Below are 20,669 nucleotides of genomic sequence, written 5' to 3' on the forward strand. Positions count from 1 at the left end.
TCAGCCGGAGCAGTTTTCACAGCTTCATTTCGCTCCACACCAGGTCAAGCGCCTGTCGCGTGATGCGAACCATCGTGTCGACTTCCTCGTGGCTGATGACCAGCGGTGGGGATGCCAGCATGCGGTCGGAAGTGGCTCGCAGAACCAGCCCGTTTGCCAGCGCATGATTGCGGACTGCCGAGCCGACTGCGTCCGGTTTCTCGAAGCGGCGGCGGGTCGCTTTGTCGGCTGCCAGCTGAAGCGCGCCCATCAGCCCGACGCTGACCGCCTCCCCGACCAGCGCGTGATCTGCCAGGGCTCCCCAGGCTTGGGCGAAGTAAGGGCCGATATCGTCGCGCACCCGCTCCACCAGCCGCTCACCCTCAATGATCCGCAGGTTTTCGAGCGCCGCGGCGGCGCAGACGGGATGGCCGGAATAGGTGAAGCCATGGTTGAACTCACCGACATCGTTGATCAGGACATCCGCGATGCGGTCGCTGACCAGCACGCCGCCAATGGGCAGGTAGCCTGAGGAAAGCCCCTTGGCGATCGGCGCCAGATCCGGTTCCACGCCGAAATGCTGGTAGCCGAACCACGAGCCGAGCCTACCGAAGCCGCAGATCACTTCATCCGAAACCAGCAGGATATTGCGCGCCTTGCAGATCCGGGCGATCTCCGGCCAATAGGTGGCGGGTGGGATGATCACACCGCCGGCGCCCTGGATCGGCTCGGCGACGAAAGCTGCCACATTCTCCTCGCCAAGCTCATCGAGCTTCGCTTCCAGCTCCCGCGCGACCGCGAGGCCGAATTCATCGGGGGAAAGCTCGCCGCCCTCGGCATACCAGTAGGGCTGGCCGATATGGACGATGCCAGCTATCGGCAGGTCGCCCTGCTCGTGCATATATTTCATGCCGCCCATGCTGGCACCGGCGACGGTGGAACCGTGGTAGCCGTTCCTCCGGGCAATGACGATCTTCTTCGACGGCAGGCCTATCGCGCTCCAATAGACCCGAGCCATGCGAAACCAGGTGTCGTTCGCCTCCGACCCGGAATTGGTGAAGAAGATGTGGTTGAAGTTCGGCCCTGCATGGGAGCAGACTTTCTCGGCCAGCAACGTTGCGGGCGTCGTCGTCGTTCCGAAGAAGGTGTTGTAGTAGGGCAGCTCGTTCATCTGCCGCGCCACGGCGTCGGCGATCTCCGTCCGTCCGTAGCCGATATTGACGCACCATAGTCCGGCGAAGCCATCGAGATACTTCCTGCCGTGATTGTCGAAGATATGGACACCCTCGCCGCGCTGGATGATCCGCGACCCCTCCGCGTTCAGCTTTTTCGTATCCGCAAACGGATGAAGGTGATGAGCGGCATCGATGGCTGCGAGGTTGGACAGGCTGGATGTCTCTGGCATTTCGGGCGATGATCCTTGGTCAGACAGCGGCGGTCTCGACGACCCCGTTTTCGGCAACGCGACGCGCAGTCCCCTTCTCGACCATCACCTTCAGTTCGCCGGGATGAAGCTTCAGGAAGACGTCCCTCGCCAGAGGCAACAGCTCGCCATCGATAACGCAGTTCGCCTTGGCGCTCTTCTTCGGAAAATTCAGGTGAATTGCCCGCGTGTTCATCACCATGACGTCGGCATTTTCACGGAACCTGCCGCGGAACATGTCGAAGGCCAGCCTGGCGACGCCGAAGGGCTTCATCGGTTTGGCGAGATAGACGCCGAGTGTGCCGGTGGTCAGGTCGTCGGCATAGAAAAGTGTGTTTTTGCCGAAGGGGTTATTCGAGACCGATATCGCCGAGACGCACCGCCGCTCGCGGTTGCCGTCCAACTCGAACAGGACATCGAATTCCGGCGGGTTGAACAATACGCCGAGGGCAGCGCGCGTGCTCGCAGACATTTTGCCTATCCTTGAGCGGTAGGTGTAGGAATTGCGGTAGCGCACCAGGCGGGCGTGCATGCCGGCCGAAAACTGGTGGATGAACGGCCGGCCATTGGCGCTGCCGATATCGACTGCGTCGACCTCGCCGTTGGCAATCACTTCCAGTACCTGCCAGATATCGAGCGGCAACCGCAGCGAACGGGCAAACAGGTTCATGGTGCCGGCCGGAATGACGCCGAGCGGTATGCCGTTCTTCCAGGCGACCGAGGCGGCGGCAGAGATCGTGCCGTCGCCGCCGCCGGCGATGATGCCGTCGATGTCGTCACGCCGGGCGGCTCGCTCCATGGCGGGAACGATCTCGCTTCCGGCAACAACCATGCCCTGAAAATCATGGCCGGCCGCACGGAAAACCTCTTCGGCGCGCCGCTCATAGGCTGCCATGTCGGTGGTTCTGAAGGTGCCGCCATCGCGATTGAAAAAGCCAATAAGTCTCATCGAGGATCCCGGTTTCCTCATTTCGATAACTTGCTCGGCAGTTTCCTCGCCTCCCCACAAGCATCAACGAAAAGATGGGTCAATCCGGCAGTCATTTCAAGCTGATCCGCGATCTCCGATAAATGACCGTGTGTAAGGCTGCTCGTTTCGGAGGCGACTTATGCATGAAACGATATGCTGCACTGCATAAAACGCACGCGACACGGGTAGCGCATTGGCTGATAAATAACATATTCGGCGCTTCGCGCCTTTCCAGCCATTTCCCCGGATAAGTGTCCGATGTAGGCGTACCGGAAATATCCGGCTGCTGCTTCGACGAGCCTGTCCCATGCCCGCTGCCAAGGAGCTCTCGTGAGCGATATCGCCGTCGACATCCTCGATTCGCAAACAGTTTCCGAAACGCCGTCGCGCAGCGCAATTGCCTTGGTGACCCTGGCGCTCGCGGTCGGCAGCTTCGGTATCGGCACGGGCGAATTCGTGATCATGGGCCTGCTGCCAGATGTTGCGAGGACATTCGATGTCTCGACGCCCCAGGCGGGGCATGTCATCAGCGCCTATGCACTCGGTGTCGTCGTCGGCGCACCCGTCATCGCCGTGCTTGCGGCAAAGATGGCCCGTCGCACCCTCCTCCTCCTGATGATGACCATCTTCACGCTCGGCAATATCAGCAGCGCGATGGCACCCACCTTCGAAAGCTTCACGGCTCTGCGCTTCATCACCGGCCTGCCGCATGGCGCGTTCTTCGGCGTAGCCGCGCTCGTTGCCGCGTCGATGGTGCCGATCAATCGTCGCGTTCGAGCGGTCGGCCAGGTGATGCTGGGGCTGACGATCGCCACTCTCGTCGGCACGCCGATCGCAACGTTCCTCGGGCAGATGCTGAGCTGGCGGGCGGCCTTCATGATGGTTGGAGCCGTAGGCGCCTTGACGGTCGTGCTGATCGCCGTGTTCCTGCCGAAGGACAAGGTCTCGGAAGGCGCCGGTGTGATGCGCGAACTTGGTGCGCTTCGCCGGGTGCAGGTATGGCTGACGCTTGCCATCGCCGCCGTCGGCTTCGGCGGCATGTTTTCGATCTTCACCTACATCGCCTCGGCGACCACCGATGTTGCCGGCATGTCCCCAACGATGATCCCGATCGTGCTGGCACTGTTCGGCATAGGCATGAACGTTGGCAACGTCGTCGGATCGCGGCTTGCCGACATCTCGCTGACCGGCACGATCGGCAGCATGCTGGCGTTCAACGTGGTGATCATGACCGTCTTCTCGCTGACGGCAACAAACCCGATGATGCTCTGCATCTGCGTTTTCCTGGTCGGCTGCGGATTTGCCGCCTGTCCGGCAGTTCAGACGCGGCTGATGGATGTCGCGGCTGACGCACAAACGCTGGCTGCCGCATCGAACCACTCCGCATTCAACGTTGCCAATGCGCTTGGCGCCTGGCTCGGCGGCCTTGCGATTTCCTGGGGGTTCACGGCCGCATCGACCGGATATGTCGGCGCGGTTCTTTCAGCCGGCGGACTGGTGGTGTTTGTGATATCAATTTCCCTGGAGCGCCGGGGCCGGACGGTTTAGGGCGTTTGCCGAGCCGATTTCCATCTTGCCCGACACGCAGAACACATTCTCCTCGCCCCATTCCGCAAGAGCGCGAATAACCGGCTCCAAGGTCAGCCCGAGCGGCGTCAGCGCATAGTCGACGCGCGGCGGCACAACCGCGAATACGGTGCGCGACACCAACCCGCAAGTTTCCAGTTCGCGAAGCTGCTTCGTCAGCATGCGCTGCGTGACTGCCGGCAGGCGGCGGCGTAGTTCGTTGAACCGCAGCGTTCCGTCCATGAGATGGAACAGGATGACGCCCTTCCACTTTCCATCCAGAAAGCTCAACGTCGCCTCAACCGGGCAGCCGGGGAAATTCTTCGTGAGCTTGGCGCGTGGCAGGGACATCGACGGTATCCTTTTGGGTACTATATACAGAAATTGTGCGTTCTTGCCTTTGTCAGACGTAATGCGCATCTAGCCTCTGTGCAATAAAACATTGGAGCCTTCCATGCGAGCAGTCGCCTATAAGAACCCGCAGCCGATCTCGGCCGAGACCTCCCTGATCGACGTCGATCTGCCCACACCTGAAGCGACGGGACGCGATCTTCTAGTCGAGATCAAGGCCGTTTCCGTCAATCCCGTCGACGTCAAAGTTCGCGCCGGCGTCGCCCCCGAAGCGGGAAAATTCAAGGTTCTCGGCTGGGACGCCGCAGGGATCGTCAAGGCTGTGGGCGCCGACGTCACCATGTTCAAGCCGGGAGACGAGGTCTTCTACGCCGGGGCGATCAATCGCGACGGCTCGAATGCCGAATTCCACCTCGTCGACGAGCGCATCGTCGGCGCCAAGCCGAAGAGCCTGGACTTTGCCGCAGCGGCGGCCCTGCCATTGACCTCGATCACTGCCTATGAGGCTCTGTTCGACCGTCTGAAGGTTCAGCAACCGGTCGCCGGTGTCGCCAATGCTATCCTCATCATCGGCGGTGCGGGTGGCGTGGGTTCGATCGCGATACAGGTGGCGCGCGCCCTGACAGACCTCACCGTCATCGCCACGGCCTCGCGCCCGGAAACCCGGGAATGGGTCGAGGCACTGGGTGCCCACCACGTCATCGACCATTCGAAGCCCCTTGCCCCTCAGGTCCAGGCTCTTGGCCTCGGAGCGCCGGCCTTCGTGTTTTCGACGACCAACACGGCCGACCACATCGTCGACATCGCCGAGCTCATCGCACCGCAGGGTCGCTTTGCCCTGATCGACGATCCGAAGACGCTCGACGTCATGCCTTTCAAGCGCAAGGCGGTCTCGATCCATTGGGAGCTGATGTTCACGCGTCCGCTCTTCGGCACCGCCGACATGATCGAGCAACACAGGCTCCTGAACAAGGTGGCGGAGCTCGTCGACGCCGGCCGGATACGCACTACGCTGACCGAGACTGTCGGCACGATCAATGCTGCGAACCTCAAGAAGGCGCATGCGCTGGTCGAAAGCGGCAGGATGAAAGGCAAGGTCGTTCTGGCCAGCTTCTGACATGGCAACTGGTCGGGCGGAACGATCGCCCGGCCATTTCCTCGTCAAGGCAAATCCAGTTTTAACAGCGCGTACACCCTGTTAGCCGCCAAATTGAAGTACAGGTGCGGCATTATGGCACTAAGCCTCTATGCCACTTGACTTTTTCGCAACTTGGAGCGATCTCTCGCGATGTGAAAGACATTATGCTTTCACGCCGATCAACCGGAGTCATCTTACGATGCCTAGCGACAGTAGTAGTCGATTGCCTTTGCCGTCAGCGGCGTTCGTGCAGTAACCGACTCCTGTCGGCTCGCCACGATCTGCCGCGACGGCGGATCGACGGAAAGGCGAGCAAATGAACATCAACAGCTTACCCATTCGGGCCGGCCACGCTGCCCGTAATCTCATCAACGAAGGCCGCGGAATAACCACTGCCGAGCGGGTCGAACGCTTGAATGCGCTCGATATCGACGAGGCAGCACGCACCCTTGCAGCACTCCCTCTGCAGAAGGCGGTCCACGTGCTCAACCGGCCGGAGCTGCACAATGCGGCGGCCATCCTCACGCAGATACTGCCGGAGCATGCGGCAAAGCTCCTGAACGCCACGGCCAACGACCGCGTCGCCGACATCTTTCTCGAGATGGACGACGATGTGCGCGCGCCGCTGCTCGCGCGACTCGACAACGCCACCCGTCTCGCCATCCAGAACCTGATGGGCTACCCGCCACGGACGGCGGGCAGCATCATGACGACGGAGTTCGTCAGCGTGCCGGACAACTGGACCGTCGGGCAGACGCTCGACCATGTTCGCCAGGTCGAGCGTTCGCGCGAAACCGTCTATGCCATCTACGTACTGGATGCCCTAACTCAGGCATTGACCCATGTCGTGACCTTGCGGCGGCTGATCAACGGTGCAAGCGATGCGTCCATCCTGTCCGTCGCGCAGCTCGGCGAGCCGGTAACGGCGCGTCCACTGATGAAGCAGGAGGATGTTGCAAGGCTCATCCGCAAGCATAATCTGCTGGCCCTTCCGATCGTTCAGGATGACGGACATATGCTTGGCATTGTCACGGTCGACGACGTCATCGACACGATGATCGCCGATACCACCGAAGACGCCCAGAAGTTCGGCGGTATGGAGGCGCTCGGCAAGCCGTACATGCAGATCGGTTTCGCCGGTATGATCCGCAAGCGCGCCGGCTGGCTCGCTGCCCTCTTCCTCGGCGAAATGCTGACCGCCAGCGCGATGCAGCACTTCGAGGGGGAACTCGAGAAGGCTGTCGTGCTGACGCTGTTCATCCCGTTGATCATGAGCTCGGGCGGCAACTCCGGTTCCCAGGCGACATCGCTGATCATCCGGGCGCTGGCGCTTGGCGAACTCAAGCTTTCCGACTGGTGGCGGGTAATGCTGCGCGAACTGCCCACCGGCGTCGTGCTCGGCGCGATCCTTGGCATGGTCGGCTTTGCCCGTGTCGTGCTCTGGCAGACCACCGGTCTATTCGACTACGGGCCGCATTGGCAGCTCGTCGGGCTCACCGTCTTTGCGGCACTCATCGGCATCGTCACGTTCGGGTCAATCTGCGGGTCTATGCTGCCGTTCATATTGCAAAGGCTGCGCCTCGATCCCGCCAGCGCTTCGGCACCGTTCGTCGCTACCCTTGTCGATGTGACCGGACTGGTGATCTACTTCAGCGTCGCTTTGGCTATTCTCAGCGGCACGCTTCTCTGATCGCAAGAGAGAAACAATGTGATCGAGGGGCCGGCGACGGCCCCTTTTCTGTTTGGAGAAATGCTCATTTCGGTTCCGGCAATTTCAGCCTCCCGCCGGTTTTCATGGTGCGGATTGCGAAATTCGAGCGGATATCGGTGACGCCGGGCAGCGCCAGCAGCGTTTCCGTCAACAGCCGCTCATAGGCGGACAGATCCTCGACCACCACCTCCGCCAGGAAATCGGCCGTGCCCGAAATCAGGAAGCAGGAAACGATTTCCGGAATAGACAGCAACGCCTTCTGCTGCGCATCGGAATTCTCGCGACTGTGGTGGCCGACCTTGAACTCGACGAAGACGGTCAGGCCCAACCCCACTTCCTTCCGATCGATATCGGCACGATAGCCGCGCAATATTCCCGATTTTTCCAGGTTGCGAATACGCCTCAGGCAGGGCGACGGCGAGAGGTTCACCTTCTCGGCGATTTCGACGTTGGTGGCGCGCGCGTCCTCCTGAAGGCACCGGAGGATGGCGATATCGAATTTATCTAGATTTGGCATTTTCGTGATCTTTTGCGATACATATTGGCCGATAATTGCTCATATCATAATTTCAGCGCCACATATAGCAAGGACATGCCCCGGCCATCAGCAGTATCTTTCTTTTCGACCGGACGTCACGCCGGATGATCAGGAAAGGATACTCCGATGACCGTTTTGACCCTCTCACCAAGCACAAGCAAACAACCTTCAACAGCCTTCGGCTACGCCGGCGCTGTCGTTACCGTGTTGATCTGGGCGAACTGGATCCTTGCCACCCGCCACACCGCGGAGACGCAGATGGGCACGATCGATCTCGGCCTGATCCGCTACGGCATCCCGGCACTTGTGCTATCGCCTGTCTGGCTGAAAACGGGCCTTCTTCCGAAAGGCGTGCCGCTCAAGCTTCTGGCGCTTATGGTCTGCGGCGCCGGCGCCCTGTTCTTCCAGCTCACCACATTTGCTATCCACTCGATCCCTGCTGCCTCGGCAGGTATCCTGCTCGGCGGATCGATGCCACTCGCCGCCGCCCTGATCGGCATCACGCTTTTCCGCGAGCGGCCGGATACCATGCGCTTGCTTGGTCTCGCCGGTATTGTCGCCGGTGTGGCGATCCTACTGGTTCGCAGCCTCTCAGGCAGTGACGTTTCCTGGATTGGTTTTGCCCTGCTGCCGGCGGCGGCCATTCTCTGGGCGAGCTACACCCATGCCTTCCGCCGCTCCGGCCTTAGCGCCATCCAGTCGAGCGCTCTCATCGCCATCTGGTCGTTCCTCATCCACCTCGGACTGGCAGCAATATTCGGAACGTCGCTTGCGAGCATCCCGCTTCCGGAAATCGGGCTGCAGGTGGTGAGCCAGGGCTTCCTCTCCGGTCTCGCCGCCACCGTCGCCTACGGCATCGCCGTGCAAGCGCTCGGCGGCAGCCAGGCAGCGGCCTTCACGGCAATCACGCCGGTCCTCGCCACTCTCGGCGGCGGCTTGCTTCTCGGCGAGACGATAGGGGCGGCGGAGATTGTTGCGGCCATCGTCACCGGTATGGGTGTAGCGCTGTCGACCGGGGTTATGTCGCGCAAGGGATGATTTCCCAGTGAAAACAAATCGAGCCGCAGAGGTTGAGTAAGGCAACCTCTGCGGCTCTTTTTTGAGTTCACATATTCGGATAAACCGGTCCCTCGCCGCCCTGTGGCGGGACCCAGTTGATGTTCTGGTTGGGGTCCTTGATGTCACAGGTCTTGCAGTGGACGCAGTTCTGGGCGTTGATGACGAAGGTCTCCTCGCCGTTTTTCTCCACCCATTCATAGACGCCGGCCGGACAGTAGCGCGTCGATGGGCCGGCATAGATGTCGTGCTCGGAGGATTTTTGCAGGGCCATGTCCTTGACCTGCAGATGGACCGGCTCGTTTTCCTCGTGGTTGGTATTCGACAGGAACACCGAGGACAGGCGGTCGAAGGTGAGGACGCCGTCCGGGCGGGGATAGTCGATCTTCTTGTGCATCGATGCCGGCTCCAGCGAGGCGGCATCGGTCTTGCCATGCTTCAGCGTACCAAAGAACGAGAAGCCGAAAAGCTGGTTCGTCCACATATCGAGGCCGCCCAGCGCTATGCCGATCGCGGTGCCGAACTTCGACCAGAGCGGCTTGACGTTGCGCACGCGCTTCAGATCCTTGCCGATATCGGTGGCGCGCCATTCGTTCTCGATCTCGACGACCTCGTCATTGGCGCGACCGGCAGCGATCGCCGCGGCGATCTTGTCGGCGGCGAGCATTCCCGACAGCACGGCGTTGTGCGAACCCTTGATGCGCGGCACGTTGACGAAGCCGGCGGAGCAGCCGATGAGGGCGCCGCCGGGGAAGGTGAGCTTTGGCACGGACTGGTAGCCGCCCTCGGTGATGGCGCGGGCGCCATAGGAAATGCGCTTGCCGCCTTCGAAGGTGCCGCGGATCGACGGATGCGTCTTGAAACGCTGGAATTCCTCGAAGGGGTAGAGATAGGGATTCTTGTAGTTGAGGTGGATGACAAAGCCGACGGCGACGAGATTGTCCTCCAGGTGATAAAGGAACGACCCGCCACCGGTCTTCATGCCGAGCGGCCAGCCGAAGGAGTGCTGCACGAGGCCCTGCCTATGATGCTCCGGCTTGACCTGCCACAGTTCCTTGATGCCGATGCCGAATTTCTGCGGTTCGCGATCCTTCTGGAGGTCGAACCTGGCAATCAGCTGCTTGGCAAGCGAGCCACGGACGCCTTCGCCGATCAGGACGTATTTTCCAAGCAGTTCCATGCCACGGGTATAATTCGGACCGGGCTCGCCGTTGCGCTCGACACCCATGTCCCCGGTTGCGACACCGATCACGGCGCCGTCGCCGTTGTAAAGCACTTCGGTTGCCGCGAACCCAGGATAGATCTCGACGCCGAGCGCTTCGGCCTTTTCGGCCAGCCAACGACAGACTGTGCCGAGCGATACGATGTAGTTGCCGTGATTGTTCATCAGTGGCGGCATGAGGAAATTCGGCAGCCGCACAGAGCCCGCCGGGCCGAGAAACAGGAAATGGTCGGCGGTTACTTCGGTCTTGAACGGATGCCCCGCTTCTTCGCGCCAGCCGGGCAGCAGGCGATCGATGCCGATGGGGTCGACGACGGCACCTGACAGGATATGCGCACCGACCTCCGCACCCTTTTCGAGCACGACCACGGTCAGATCCGGATTGATCTGCTTCAGTCGGATCGCTGCGGCCAGACCAGCCGGGCCGGCTCCGACGATCACCACATCGAATTCCATGCTCTCGCGTTCAGGCAGTTCGATTGCATCAGTCATTCATCGTCTCCGGATTGGCCGCGTGCGCGGCCTTATTCCCTATTTCTGATCTATCTCTTCTCAAACCGGAAAAGGATTGTCGAGCCGGGAAGCGACAGGCAATCCTCCAATTCGCACAAATGCGCTTTATGTCTTCAATCGAGACCGGCTCCACTCTATATCGTCGACAGCTTTTGAAAATGCTGCAGCAAGGGACCGACCGTCATGGATTTGGGTATCAAGGGAAAACGCGCGCTTATCCTCGCCTCGTCGAAGGGTCTCGGCCATGGCATTGCCGTCGCCTTGGCGCGCGAAGGTGCGGATGTCCTGCTCTGCGGGCGCAGCAGCGACCGACTGGCAGCAAATTGCGCCGCGATCAATGCCGAAGGCAACGGCAAGGCCGACTGGATGACGGCCGACCTCTCGGATCCGGCTTTTGTCGAGACGATGAGCAAGGGCGTGGCTGAGAAATTCGGTGGTCTTGATATTCTCGTCAACAACTCGGGCGGACCGACGCCGGGCACCACCGAAGACATGTCAGCTGAAAAACTGGAAACCTATTTCTTTTCGATGGTGGCGCGAATCATCACGCTGACCAACGCGCTGCTCCCCGGCATGAAAGCGCAGGGCTGGGGCCGCATCCTTACCGTCGCCTCCTCCGGTGTCATCGAACCGCTCGCCAACCTCGCTTTGTCGAACACGCTTCGCCCCGCCCTTGCCGGCTGGAGCAAGACGCTCGCCTCGGAGGTCGCGGGATTGGGCATCACCGCCAATATGCTTCTGCCGGGTAGCATTGCGACCGACCGCCTCGACGACCTCGACGGCGCGGCCGCCAAACGCACCGGGCGCAGCATGGAAGACATCCGCGAGGAAAAGCAGGCCCGTATTCCGGCCGGCCGCTATGGACGGGTGGACGAATTCGCTGCGACCGCTGCATTTTTATGCAGCCAGCCGGCAAGTTATATCACCGGTGCAATGGTGCGCTGCGATGGCGGCGCAGCCCGTTCGGTCTAGCGCCGAATCCATCAGCTAAGTGCCAATAGCGCGCGTGTCTCGCTGTCAACGAACGGCAGCGAGCCGTTGCGACTGCAACTCGGGGTGTCGAAACCGGTCGTTGGTGGTCACAAATTAGTGTTCGACCCGCCTACTCCAAGCAGAAATCGACAATCGCACTGAAACCAACGCGTGAAAACGGCGGCCGGAATCGTACAGATTCATGGTTTGTTGCACTGCAACGTGCACGATGCCTTTCGAAAGCTTTCCAAGCTTTAATTTTTCACCGGATTGAACTGTGGTAAAGTTTGAGGCGAACAGAGTGTCACAAATAAACGTTAGATGGACCAATCGCCCGACGTAAGCGGTAACAGCGATGTGATCAGTTGCGGCGAAACCTGTCTTGTTTGCGTCGCAAAAATTCATTTCAGCTGCACCCGCGTGCTCCCGAAACACGCCTAGACCGGTTTTATCAAATATGAAGAAATTCTGGCTCGCTTTAAGCCTTCTCGTCGTCGCGGCCGTGGCAGTCTACTCGTACCGCGACCGCATCCCTTATGTTTCAGCACTGGTCGACCAAGCTTCCGCCGCAACGAAATCCGCAAGCAGTGGGCAAAAGCCCAAGCGCGAGGTGGCACCCACCGTCGTCAAGACCATTGCGGCAGTTCGCCGGACGCTGCCGACCGACATTACGGCCACGGGCTCGGCCGAAGCGCAGGACACCACGACGATCGCCGCTCAGGAAGCCGGCATCATTACCTCGGTCCAGGCTCAAGACGGCGCGATGGTGAAAGCCGGCGATCTGATCGCAACGCTAGACGCGCGCACGGCGCAGGCAGCGGTCGACAAGGACAAGGCGCAGCAGACCAAGGACGAAGCGGCGCTCGCTCAAACCGAGAGTGCATTGACCCGCGCGCAAAGCCTTTTGAACAGCGCCGGCACGCAGCAGACCGTCGATCTGGCCCGGGTTGCCCGCGACACGGCGGCGGCCGACGTCAACAGCGACAAGGCCCAGCTCGCCGCAGACCAGGTTACGCTCGAGCACACGAGGATCGTGGCGCCGTACGACGGCAGGCTCGGCGCTGTTAGTTTAAGTCTCGGCGCCTATGTCAGCCCTGGAACGGCAATCGTCACGATCGCCGAATACGATCCGATCTATGTCAACTTCCACCTTCAGGAAAGCCATCTTCGGGAGTTGAAGGACGCGCTCGTCGGCGGCCCTGTTGCAGTCTCGACCATTCCCCGGTCCGACAAGGGCAAGTCGCGCCAAGGCCAGGTCAGCTTCTACGACAACAACGTCGACGCTGCCTCCGGGACAATTCTCGTCAAAGCGAAGTTCGACAACAAGAATGGCGCCATCTGGCCGGGTCAGTCGATCAACCTGGTCCTTCACTTCAACAATACCGACCAAGTCATTGTCGTGCCCACTGTTGCCGTCAATCCCGGTGCGGATGGCTTCTTTGCCTATGTCGTCAAGGACAGCAAGGTGAAGCTGACGCCGGTAACGGTTGAACGCGCAAACGGTGGCTTTACCGCCATCGCCAAGGGCATTTCGGAGGGTGATCATCTGGTTGTCGAAGGCCAGGTGCAACTATCGGACGGGCAGAAAGTTAATGAGCAGTTCAACGACGGCACTGCTCAGAATGTCGCTTCAGCCGCCACGACAGCCAGTCAGCAGAACGAAACGATCGCGGTTGGAGCCGGCCAATGATCCCTAATTTCTGTATTCAACGCCCGGTCGCAACGACGCTCCTGGCTCTTGGCGTCGTACTGGCAGGGCTTGCCGGCTACCGCCTGGTGCCGGTGGCAGCTCTGCCGCAGGTCGACTTCCCGACGGTCAATGTCTCCGCACAGCTGACGGGCGCCTCGCCGCAGACGATGGCGACGTCAGTCGCGACGCCGCTGATCAAACAGTTCGAGACCATCCCCGGCATCAGCGAAATCAGTTCGACGAACTCGCTGGGCAATACCAGCATTGTCCTGCAGTTCGACCTGAACCGCAATATCGATGCCGCGGCCGCCGACGTTCAGGCGGCGATTTCGCACGCGACCCGGCAGCTGCCCGACAACCTGACGACACCGCCGAGCTACCGAAAGACCAACCCGGCGGATGCGCCGGTGATGCTGCTTGCCGTGCAGAGCGATACGATGCCGCGCAGCAAGCTCGATTCAATTGCCGAAGACATCATCTCGCCGTCGCTCTCGACGCTTCCTGGCGTCGCCGAAGTTACCGTATTCGGCGCGCAGACCTATGCCGTCCGCGTCGAGGTGGACCCCAACAAGCTGCAGAATCGCGGCATCGGCATCGATACGGTCAACACCGCCATCGTCAATGCCAACAGCCAGGTTCCGGTCGGCACGCTGCAGAACGATTCGCAGAGCATGACCATCACGGCCAATACCCAGCGCACCAACGCCGAGGAATTCAAGTCGCTGGTGATTGCCTCGCCCAACGGCGCACCGATCCACCTCGCAGACGTAGCGGATGTCCAGGACAGCGTCGAAAACCAGAACACGGGCAGCTGGTATGACGGCAAGCGCGCGATCATCCTCGCCATCCAGCGCCAGCCGGACGCCAACACCGTCGACGTGGTCGATTCGATCAACGCCAAATTGCCGGGCCTTGCAGCCGAGCTTCCCGGCTCCGTCTCCATGAAGGTGATGAACGATTCGGCAAAGCCGATCCGCGATGCAATTTCAGACGTCAAATTCACCTTGATGCTGACGATCGGCCTCGTCGTCCTCGTCATCTATCTCTTTACCGGACACCTGACAGCGACGATCATTCCGGGCCTTGCGGTGCCCCTGTCGCTGGTTGCGACCTTCGGCGCCATGTATGTCCTTGGCTACAGTATCGACAACATATCTCTATTGGGATTGACGCTCGCGGTCGGGCTGGTGGTGGACGACGCCATCGTGATGCTGGAAAACATTCTCAGGCATGTCGAGGAAGGCATGCCGCCGATGCAGGCGGCGATCAAGGGTGCAGCTGAAGTCAGCTATACGATCATCTCGATGTCGGTGTCGCTGATCGCGGTTTTTATCCCGATCCTTTTGATGGGCGGCGTCGTCGGCCGTATCTTCAACGAATTCGGCATGGTCGTTGCCATCGCCATCGTCTCGTCGGCGATCGTCTCGCTGACGGTGACGCCAATGCTGAGTGCGCGCCTCTCCGGCGGCCACAGCCGGCCACCGTGGCCAGTTCGCGTTTTCAACGCCGGTTTCGAGTGGACCCAGCGCGGCTATGACAGGGGTGTCAGTTGGTGCCTGAGGCACCGTCCCATCATCTTGCTAGTGTTCCTCGGTTCAATCGGCCTGACGGCCTACCTGTTCATGGTGCTGCCGGCGAGCTTCTTCCCGACGGAAGATATCGGTCGTCTTTCGATCTCGACCCGAGCCCGCCAGGATATCTCCTATCCAGCAATGCGCGACCTGCAAAACCAGGCCGCGGCACTGGTAAAGCAGAACCCTGCAGTCAACCACGTCATGTCGATCGTCGGCGGCAATGCCCGTCAGCCTTTGAACAACGGCACGATGTACGTCGAACTGAAGGACAAGAAGGACCGCGAGCCGCTTGACCAGACACTGCGCGAACTGCGCGCCAGCATCGCCAAGATCGCCGGCCTGCAGGCCTTCATCACGCCACAGCAGAGCCTTCGCTTCGGCGGCCGCCAGACGGCCAGCCAGTATCAGCTCGTCGTCCAGGCCCTGAGTGCCGACCAGACCAACCTCTGGGCCGGCAAGATCCAGGACGCGATGAGCCACGACAGCCGTTTCGTCGACGTCACGTCCGATGCGCAGAACAATGCGCTCCAGGCCAATATCGTCGTCGACACGGAAAAGGCGGCCGCCTTCGGCATCAATGACAACGAACTCAGAACGACGTTGCAGGAATCGTTCGGCGGGTTTGCGGCGGCCCAGATCCAGTCGACGGGTGACAGTTACGACGTGCTCGTCGAGTACGATACGAGCAAGCCCTGGGACGACGGAAAACTGCAGGAAATACGGGTGATGTCCGCCAATGGCAGCCTGGTTCCCCTTGCGAACTTCGCTACCGTCGAACGAAACACCGGTCCGGTAACAATCAACCAGACCGGCCAGCTGGTGTCGACCACAGTGTCGTTCAACCTTCCCGCAGGCGTCGCACTCGGTGATGCGACAGCGCAGATCGATGTGATGAAGCAGCAGATCGGCATGCCGACCGACGTCTTCACATCCTACGGCGGCACGGCACAGATCTTCCAGGATTCGCAGGGCAACACGCCGATGTTGATCCTCGCCGCTGTCCTTACGATCTATGTGGTTCTCGGCGTTCTCTACGAGAGCTTCATCCACCCGCTGACCATCCTGTCCGGTCTGCCGGCGGCGGCGCTTGGCGCCCTGCTGGCGCTGAAGGTCATGGGCTTCGACCTGTCGATCATCGCCCTCATCGGCCTCTTGATGCTGATTGGTATCGTCAAGAAAAACGCGATCATGATGATCGACGTGGCGCTGGAGACGCTTCGGACTGAGAAGATGACCCCATCGGAGGCGATCCACGAGGCTTGCGTCCGACGTTTCCGGCCGATCATGATGACGACGTTCTGCGCCCTGCTCGGCGCGCTGCCGATCGCACTTGGCGGCGGCGCCAGCTCCGAACTGCGCCAGCCACTCGGCATCGCGGTGGTCGGCGGCCTGATCGTCTCGCAGGCGCTGACGCTGTTCATCACGCCCGTCATCTTCGTCGAGATGGACAGGCTGAACACCTGGGTCAAGAACCTCGGCCGCAAGAAGGAAAAGGAGCCGGAGAAACATGTTCCGGCTGCGATCGCCGCCGAATGATGCTGAACGGGCGCCATTGGCGCCCGCTTCGTTTCCCGCCAACCGTCTCTTGCACTCCCATCCCGGCTATGCCATTACGCGCCCTCTTTGCTCGAAGGGCGCGTCTCGCCTTTCCCGGGATCGGTTCCCATTTCACATTTTGCGACAATAAGGAGTGCGGGCATGGCTCAGGCGCTGGGTTTCGACTTCGGTACGACGAACACTGTCCTGGCGCTTGCCGATGGGCCCGCAACGCAGTCGGTAGGCTTCACGAGCGCAACCGGCAAGGCCGAGAGCATGCGCACGGCGCTGTCATTCATGAAGGACCCGATACTTGGAGCATCGGTCTTGAAGGTCGAGGCCGGCCACGCCGCCATCCGCCAGTTCATCGACAATCCGGGCGACTGCCGGTTCCTGCAATCCATCAAGACCTTTGCCGCGAGCGCCCTCTTCCAGGGCACCTTGGTCCATGGCAAGCGGCAGACCTTCGAGGATCTGATGGAGGTGTTCGTGCGGCGCCTGAAGGCCTATGCCGGTGACGCGTGGCCATCTGACGTCACGCGGATCGTCACAGGCCGGCCGGTGCACTTTGCCGGCGCCAACCCGGATCCTGCCCTTGCCACCGCCCGCTACAACGAGGCACTGACGCGCCTCGGTTTTCCTGAGATCCACTACGTCTACGAGCCGGTGGCGGCGGCGTTCTATTTCGCGCAGAACCTCAAATCAGACGCCACCGTCCTGGTGGCGGACTTCGGCGGCGGCACGACTGACTATTCACTCGTCCGCTTCGAGACCCACGCCGGCAAGCTGACCGCAACGCCGATCGGACATTCCGGCGTCGGGGTCGCCGGTGATCATTTCGACTATCGCATGATCGACAACATCGTCGCGCCGCAAATCGGCAAAGGCAGCTATTTCAAGAGCTTCGACAAGGTACTTGAAGTGCCGTCATCCTACTACGCGAATTTCGGCCGCTGGAACCAGCTGTCCATCTTCAAGACGTCGCGCGAATTCGCCGAGATGCGGAAGCTGGTGCGCACCAGCCTGGAGCCGGAAAAGCTCGAGATATTCATCGATCTCGTCGATCATGACGAAGGCTATCCCCTGTACCAGGCGGTGTCCGCCACCAAGATGGCGCTCTCTGCGCAGGAGGAAGCGGAATTCAACTTCGCCCCGCTCGGGCCGGGTGGCCGCAAGACAATCCGTCGCGCGGACTTCGAACGATGGATCTCCGACGACCTCACCCGGATCGAAGGCGCGCTCGACGAAGTGCTTGAAAAGACCAATACGGCCATCGGCGCCATCGACAAGGTGTTCCTCACGGGCGGCACCTCCTTCGTTCCTGCCGTCCGGCGGATCTTCACCGAACGATTCGACCATGATCGCATCGAGACCGGCGGCGAACTGCTGTCGATTGCCCATGGCCTTGCACTGATCGGCGAGCGAGACGACATCGCGCAGTGGACAGCTTGAAGCCCTGCCGAATAGCAGCGCCGGCGCTCTTCCCCCGCCAGGTACCATTCGATAGAGTTCGGGCATGATTTCCGTCAACGACCTCAGCCCGGCAGAACTGGCCGCCCTTTTGCATTTCCATGCGGATGCGGGCGTCGAGTGGCTTTTGGAGGACGAGGCCGTCGATCGGTTTGCCGAATTCGAGGCTATGAAGGCGGCGCGCCAGGGCGCACGCGCGGCGCCACCTGTCGTGTCGAGCGCACCGACGCCATCGCAGGCGCCAACTCAGGCAGCGCGACGGTCGTCTGCAGCACCTCTCGCTCCGCCGTCCTCCAGAGCCGCCCCTGCGATCCCCGACGAGCAGGCGGTGGAACAGGCGCGTTTCGCTGCGGAAACAGCCCGTTCGCTCGGCGAACTCAAGACCGCGCTGGAGGCCTTCAGCGGCTGCAATCTGAAGAATAGCGCCAAGTCGACGATTTTTGCCAGCGGCAGCGCGGAGAGCGGCATCATGGTGATCGGCCCTATGCCGAGCGCCGACGACGATCGCGAGGGTCTGGCCTTTGCTGGCCGAAATGGACAGTTGCTGGACCGGATGCTCGCCGCCATCGGCCTCAAGCGCGAGCAGATACTGCTCACCAATGTGATCCCGTGGAGGCCGCCGGGCAATCGCACGCCTTCAGGCCCCGAAATGGACATCTGCCGGCCGTTCATCGAACGGCAGATCGCGCTTGCCGAACCGAAAGCCGTGCTGTTGCTCGGCAATTTCACCGCGCGCTTTTTCTTCGGCGGCAACGACACCATTCATGGCATGCGCGGGCAATGGCGGGAAATAGGCATTGCCGGCAAAGCAATCCCGGCAATTGCCAGCCTGCATCCTCAGGAACTGCTGACGGCGCCGGTCAACAAGCGCCTGGCATGGGCCGATCTTCTGGCGTTCGAGAGCCGTCTCATCAGGGAATGAGCGACTATTTTATGAGCAATATTAAAGAAGTATGAAATAAGCCATGTCATTTATGCATGGCAGCGTCACGTTATGGCTCATTGTAGAATCGATGCTGCACTGCAATATAGAGGTTGTGTCTTGGGAGGAACCAAATTTAGGAACCAAGACGATGACTGCACGCTACCGTCCTATTCATTGTGGGTTTGAAACCCTCCGCCACGCCAGCGAAATGGCACGCACCACGCAGGGTTACCGCGGACACGGTTCCGCTGCCAACGAGCAGATGATCGCTCGCGGCACCGGCGTATCTGCCCGGATCGCCCGTCCTGCCGCCATCTTCGCCGATTTCCGCGAGTGCTGATCACGGCCGTTGGTCGCGTAACGCCTGGAGTGCCGTTTTGTCCTTGAGTTTTCGTCCATTTCTCGCCCTGCTGGAATCGGCTGCCGACATCGGTGTCGCTGTGCGCGCTGCCGAGGAATTTGAGCGGGCACGAGGCGATCGCGAAAGCGATGCGCCGACGACCGCTCCGACATCAGGCATCCCATTGTAGAGCAGGCCGGATAACTTCCGCCGCCTCTTACTTCGCTTCAAACGACTTTCGCAAGCCGGGCACTTTTGCCCGGCTTTTTGTGTTTTCGCCGAGTTTGAACCAACCGACGAAGTCGACCCGCCGGTGCGCCAGCTTCTGTCGCGATTGATCGCGCGCATTTCGTCAGATAGAGGAAGATGCACGCCGACGTCCCTCAATCACATCGACCGGAATCTTCGCTATGCTGGCCAGCCTCGTTTCGATCGCCAGTCTGATGTTGTCAACATTCTTGATGATGGTCGGCTATGGCCTGATGAACTTCGTCGTGCCTATCCGCTCGGTCGCCGAGGGTTGGTCGACTTTCACCATCTCCGTCATCGCCACAGGCTACACCTTCGGCTTCACCATATCCTGCATCGTCACGCCGCGCTTCGTGAAGCGTGTCGGCCATGTTCGCGTGTTCGGCGCCCTGATCTCGTTGCTCAGCGTCGGTATCCTCCTCTGCGCACTGATGGTCGACTGGCGTGCCTGGGTCGCTTTCCGCTTCATCAGCGGCTTCGGTATCGCCGGCAGCTACCTCATCATCGAAAGCTGGCTGAACGAGCGGGTCAACAACGCCAATCGTGCGACCATATTCTCGGTCTACATGATCACCTGCCTGGTCGGCTCGATCGGCGGGCAATATCTCGTGCCGCTTGGCGATCCGAAGACCACCTATCTCTTCGTTCTTTGCGGCATCATCTTTGCGCTGGCCATGCTGCCGACCGCGCTTTCGTCTGCAAAGTCGCCGACGCCGATCGCCCAGGCGAAGTTCGACCTTCCAAAGCTCTACCGGCTGTCGCCGATCGCCTTCATCGGTTCGCTGCTCTCCGGCGCCCTGTCGGGAACCTGGAACAGCCTCGGCGGCGTCTATACGCAGAATGTCGGGATGAATACCGCCCAGGGCGCGACGCTGCTTGCCTGCGTGCTTGCCGGCGGCGCGATCTCGCAGATGCCGATCGGACGGATTTCCGACTTGATCGACCGCCGGATCATGATGATCATCTGCGGCATCGTCGGAGTCTTCGCCTGCGCCGTCATGACCATCTTCGACGCGCAGTCTATCGTCGCGTTGTACGTCGCCGGCTTTTTCGTCGGCACGGTGCTTTATCCGATCTATGCCATCAACGTTGCCCACGCGAACGACCGCGCGGCGCCGGACGAATATGTGACGATCTCCAGCGGTATCATGATCCTGTACGGATTGGGCACCGTCTCCGGCCCGCTCGTCGGCGGAGCGCTGATGCAGATTGCCGGGCCTTCGGGGCTTCTATGGTTCATGACGCTCAGCTTCGCGTTCTATGCGGGATATGCGGCCTGGCGGATGGCAAGACGCAAGGTTGGCGAAGGGCGCATCGAGAAGTGTGATTTCCAGGCGATGCCCCTGCCACTGCGCGGTACGGACCCCGGCACGCGCGCGATCCCCAATCCCGGGGATCAGCCGGCCTGAGGGACTGTTCCAAATTAAAAATGCCATTCGGCACTAG

The 20,669-nt window shown here is 60.8% G+C and carries 17 protein-coding genes; 12 read left to right on the forward strand and 5 right to left on the reverse strand.

Translation table 11 applies throughout. The features are described 5' to 3' along the window. Positions 1 to 16: 16 nt before the first annotated feature. Together CPY51_RS02095 and CPY51_RS02100 are read right to left on the reverse strand one after the other, a co-directional pair. A complete protein-coding gene (locus CPY51_RS02095) occupies positions 17 to 1,384 on the reverse strand; it encodes an aspartate aminotransferase family protein (protein ID WP_111158376.1) in 1,368 nt (455 codons plus the stop codon). 19 nt (positions 1,385 to 1,403) lie between these two features. Continuing rightward, entirely contained in the window at positions 1,404 to 2,351 is a 948-nt protein-coding gene (locus tag CPY51_RS02100; RefSeq protein ID WP_111158377.1) for a diacylglycerol/lipid kinase family protein, read from the reverse strand. A 360-nt stretch (positions 2,352 to 2,711) separates the two neighbouring features. Between CPY51_RS02100 and CPY51_RS02105 the strand changes: the two genes are divergently transcribed. Further along, positions 2,712 to 3,920 carry an MFS transporter gene (locus tag CPY51_RS02105; protein ID WP_420820659.1) on the forward strand — a complete coding sequence of 403 codons (1,209 nt, stop codon included), beginning with the start codon at positions 2,712 to 2,714 and terminating at the stop codon, positions 3,918 to 3,920. Here CPY51_RS02105 and CPY51_RS02110 read toward each other — a convergent pair. Beyond that, positions 3,885 to 4,289: a winged helix-turn-helix transcriptional regulator gene (locus tag CPY51_RS02110; protein ID WP_111158379.1), complete on the reverse strand. Its 405-nt coding sequence runs from the start codon at positions 4,287 to 4,289 to the stop codon at positions 3,885 to 3,887. The two genes, CPY51_RS02105 and CPY51_RS02110, sit on opposite strands and share 36 nt — an antisense overlap. 103 nt (positions 4,290 to 4,392) lie before the next feature. Here CPY51_RS02110 and CPY51_RS02115 point away from each other — a divergent pair, with 103 nt between their 5' ends. Together CPY51_RS02115 and mgtE are read left to right on the forward strand one after the other, a co-directional pair. Further along, a complete protein-coding gene (locus tag CPY51_RS02115) occupies positions 4,393 to 5,406 on the forward strand; it encodes a zinc-binding alcohol dehydrogenase family protein (RefSeq protein WP_111158380.1) in 1,014 nt (337 codons plus the stop codon). Positions 5,407 to 5,743: 337 nt separating this feature from the next. After that, positions 5,744 to 7,117 (forward strand): magnesium transporter, encoded by a 1,374-nt coding sequence (gene mgtE / locus CPY51_RS02120; RefSeq protein WP_111158381.1) that lies wholly within the window; start codon positions 5,744 to 5,746, stop codon positions 7,115 to 7,117. Between the two features lie 64 nt (positions 7,118 to 7,181). Here mgtE and CPY51_RS02125 read toward each other — a convergent pair whose 3' ends face one another. Further along, positions 7,182 to 7,655: an Lrp/AsnC family transcriptional regulator gene (locus CPY51_RS02125; protein ID WP_111158382.1), complete on the reverse strand. Its 474-nt coding sequence runs from the start codon at positions 7,653 to 7,655 to the stop codon at positions 7,182 to 7,184. 147 nt (positions 7,656 to 7,802) lie between these two features. On the opposite strand from CPY51_RS02125, the gene CPY51_RS02130 reads away from it, so the two are divergent. Further along, positions 7,803 to 8,714: a DMT family transporter gene (locus CPY51_RS02130; protein ID WP_111158383.1), complete on the forward strand. Its 912-nt coding sequence runs from the start codon at positions 7,803 to 7,805 to the stop codon at positions 8,712 to 8,714. A gap of 67 nt (positions 8,715 to 8,781) precedes the next feature. Here the strand turns inward: CPY51_RS02130 and CPY51_RS02135 are convergent, their stop codons facing one another. Next, positions 8,782 to 10,446, reverse strand: a complete 1,665-nt coding sequence (locus CPY51_RS02135) for an electron transfer flavoprotein-ubiquinone oxidoreductase (protein WP_111158384.1) — start codon at positions 10,444 to 10,446, stop codon at positions 8,782 to 8,784. 204 nt (positions 10,447 to 10,650) lie between these two features. On the opposite strand from CPY51_RS02135, the gene CPY51_RS02140 reads away from it, so the two are divergent. From CPY51_RS02140 to CPY51_RS02170, 8 genes are all read left to right on the forward strand, one after another. Further along, positions 10,651 to 11,439 (forward strand): SDR family oxidoreductase, encoded by a 789-nt coding sequence (locus tag CPY51_RS02140; protein WP_111158385.1) that lies wholly within the window; start codon positions 10,651 to 10,653, stop codon positions 11,437 to 11,439. Between the two features lie 457 nt (positions 11,440 to 11,896). Then, positions 11,897 to 13,129 carry an efflux RND transporter periplasmic adaptor subunit gene (locus CPY51_RS02145; protein ID WP_111158386.1) on the forward strand — a complete coding sequence of 411 codons (1,233 nt, stop codon included), beginning with the start codon at positions 11,897 to 11,899 and terminating at the stop codon, positions 13,127 to 13,129. Continuing rightward, positions 13,126 to 16,239: an efflux RND transporter permease subunit gene (locus tag CPY51_RS02150; RefSeq protein WP_111158387.1), complete on the forward strand. Its 3,114-nt coding sequence runs from the start codon at positions 13,126 to 13,128 to the stop codon at positions 16,237 to 16,239. Before CPY51_RS02145 ends, CPY51_RS02150 begins: the two co-directional genes overlap by 4 nt. Before the next feature lie 162 nt (positions 16,240 to 16,401). Beyond that, positions 16,402 to 17,691: an Hsp70 family protein gene (locus tag CPY51_RS02155; RefSeq protein ID WP_111158388.1), complete on the forward strand. Its 1,290-nt coding sequence runs from the start codon at positions 16,402 to 16,404 to the stop codon at positions 17,689 to 17,691. 64 nt (positions 17,692 to 17,755) lie between these two features. Further along, positions 17,756 to 18,631, forward strand: coding sequence for a uracil-DNA glycosylase (locus tag CPY51_RS02160; RefSeq protein WP_111158389.1), 876 nt, complete (start codon positions 17,756 to 17,758; stop codon positions 18,629 to 18,631). A gap of 151 nt (positions 18,632 to 18,782) precedes the next feature. Next, on the forward strand, positions 18,783 to 18,974 hold the full coding sequence (locus CPY51_RS02165; protein WP_111158636.1) for a hypothetical protein: 192 nt from the start codon (positions 18,783 to 18,785) through the stop codon (positions 18,972 to 18,974). A gap of 37 nt (positions 18,975 to 19,011) precedes the next feature. Continuing rightward, on the forward strand, positions 19,012 to 19,164 hold the full coding sequence (locus CPY51_RS32665) for a hypothetical protein (protein ID WP_195909390.1): 153 nt from the start codon (positions 19,012 to 19,014) through the stop codon (positions 19,162 to 19,164). Positions 19,165 to 19,384: 220 nt separating this feature from the next. Next, positions 19,385 to 20,632 (forward strand): MFS transporter, encoded by a 1,248-nt coding sequence (locus CPY51_RS02170; RefSeq protein WP_111158390.1) that lies wholly within the window; start codon positions 19,385 to 19,387, stop codon positions 20,630 to 20,632. Positions 20,633 to 20,669 lie beyond the last annotated feature (37 nt).

It is taken from the genome of Arminella tubonensis (assembly GCF_003240585.1).
GTDB lineage: Bacteria > Pseudomonadota > Alphaproteobacteria > Rhizobiales > Rhizobiaceae > Rhizobium > Rhizobium tubonense.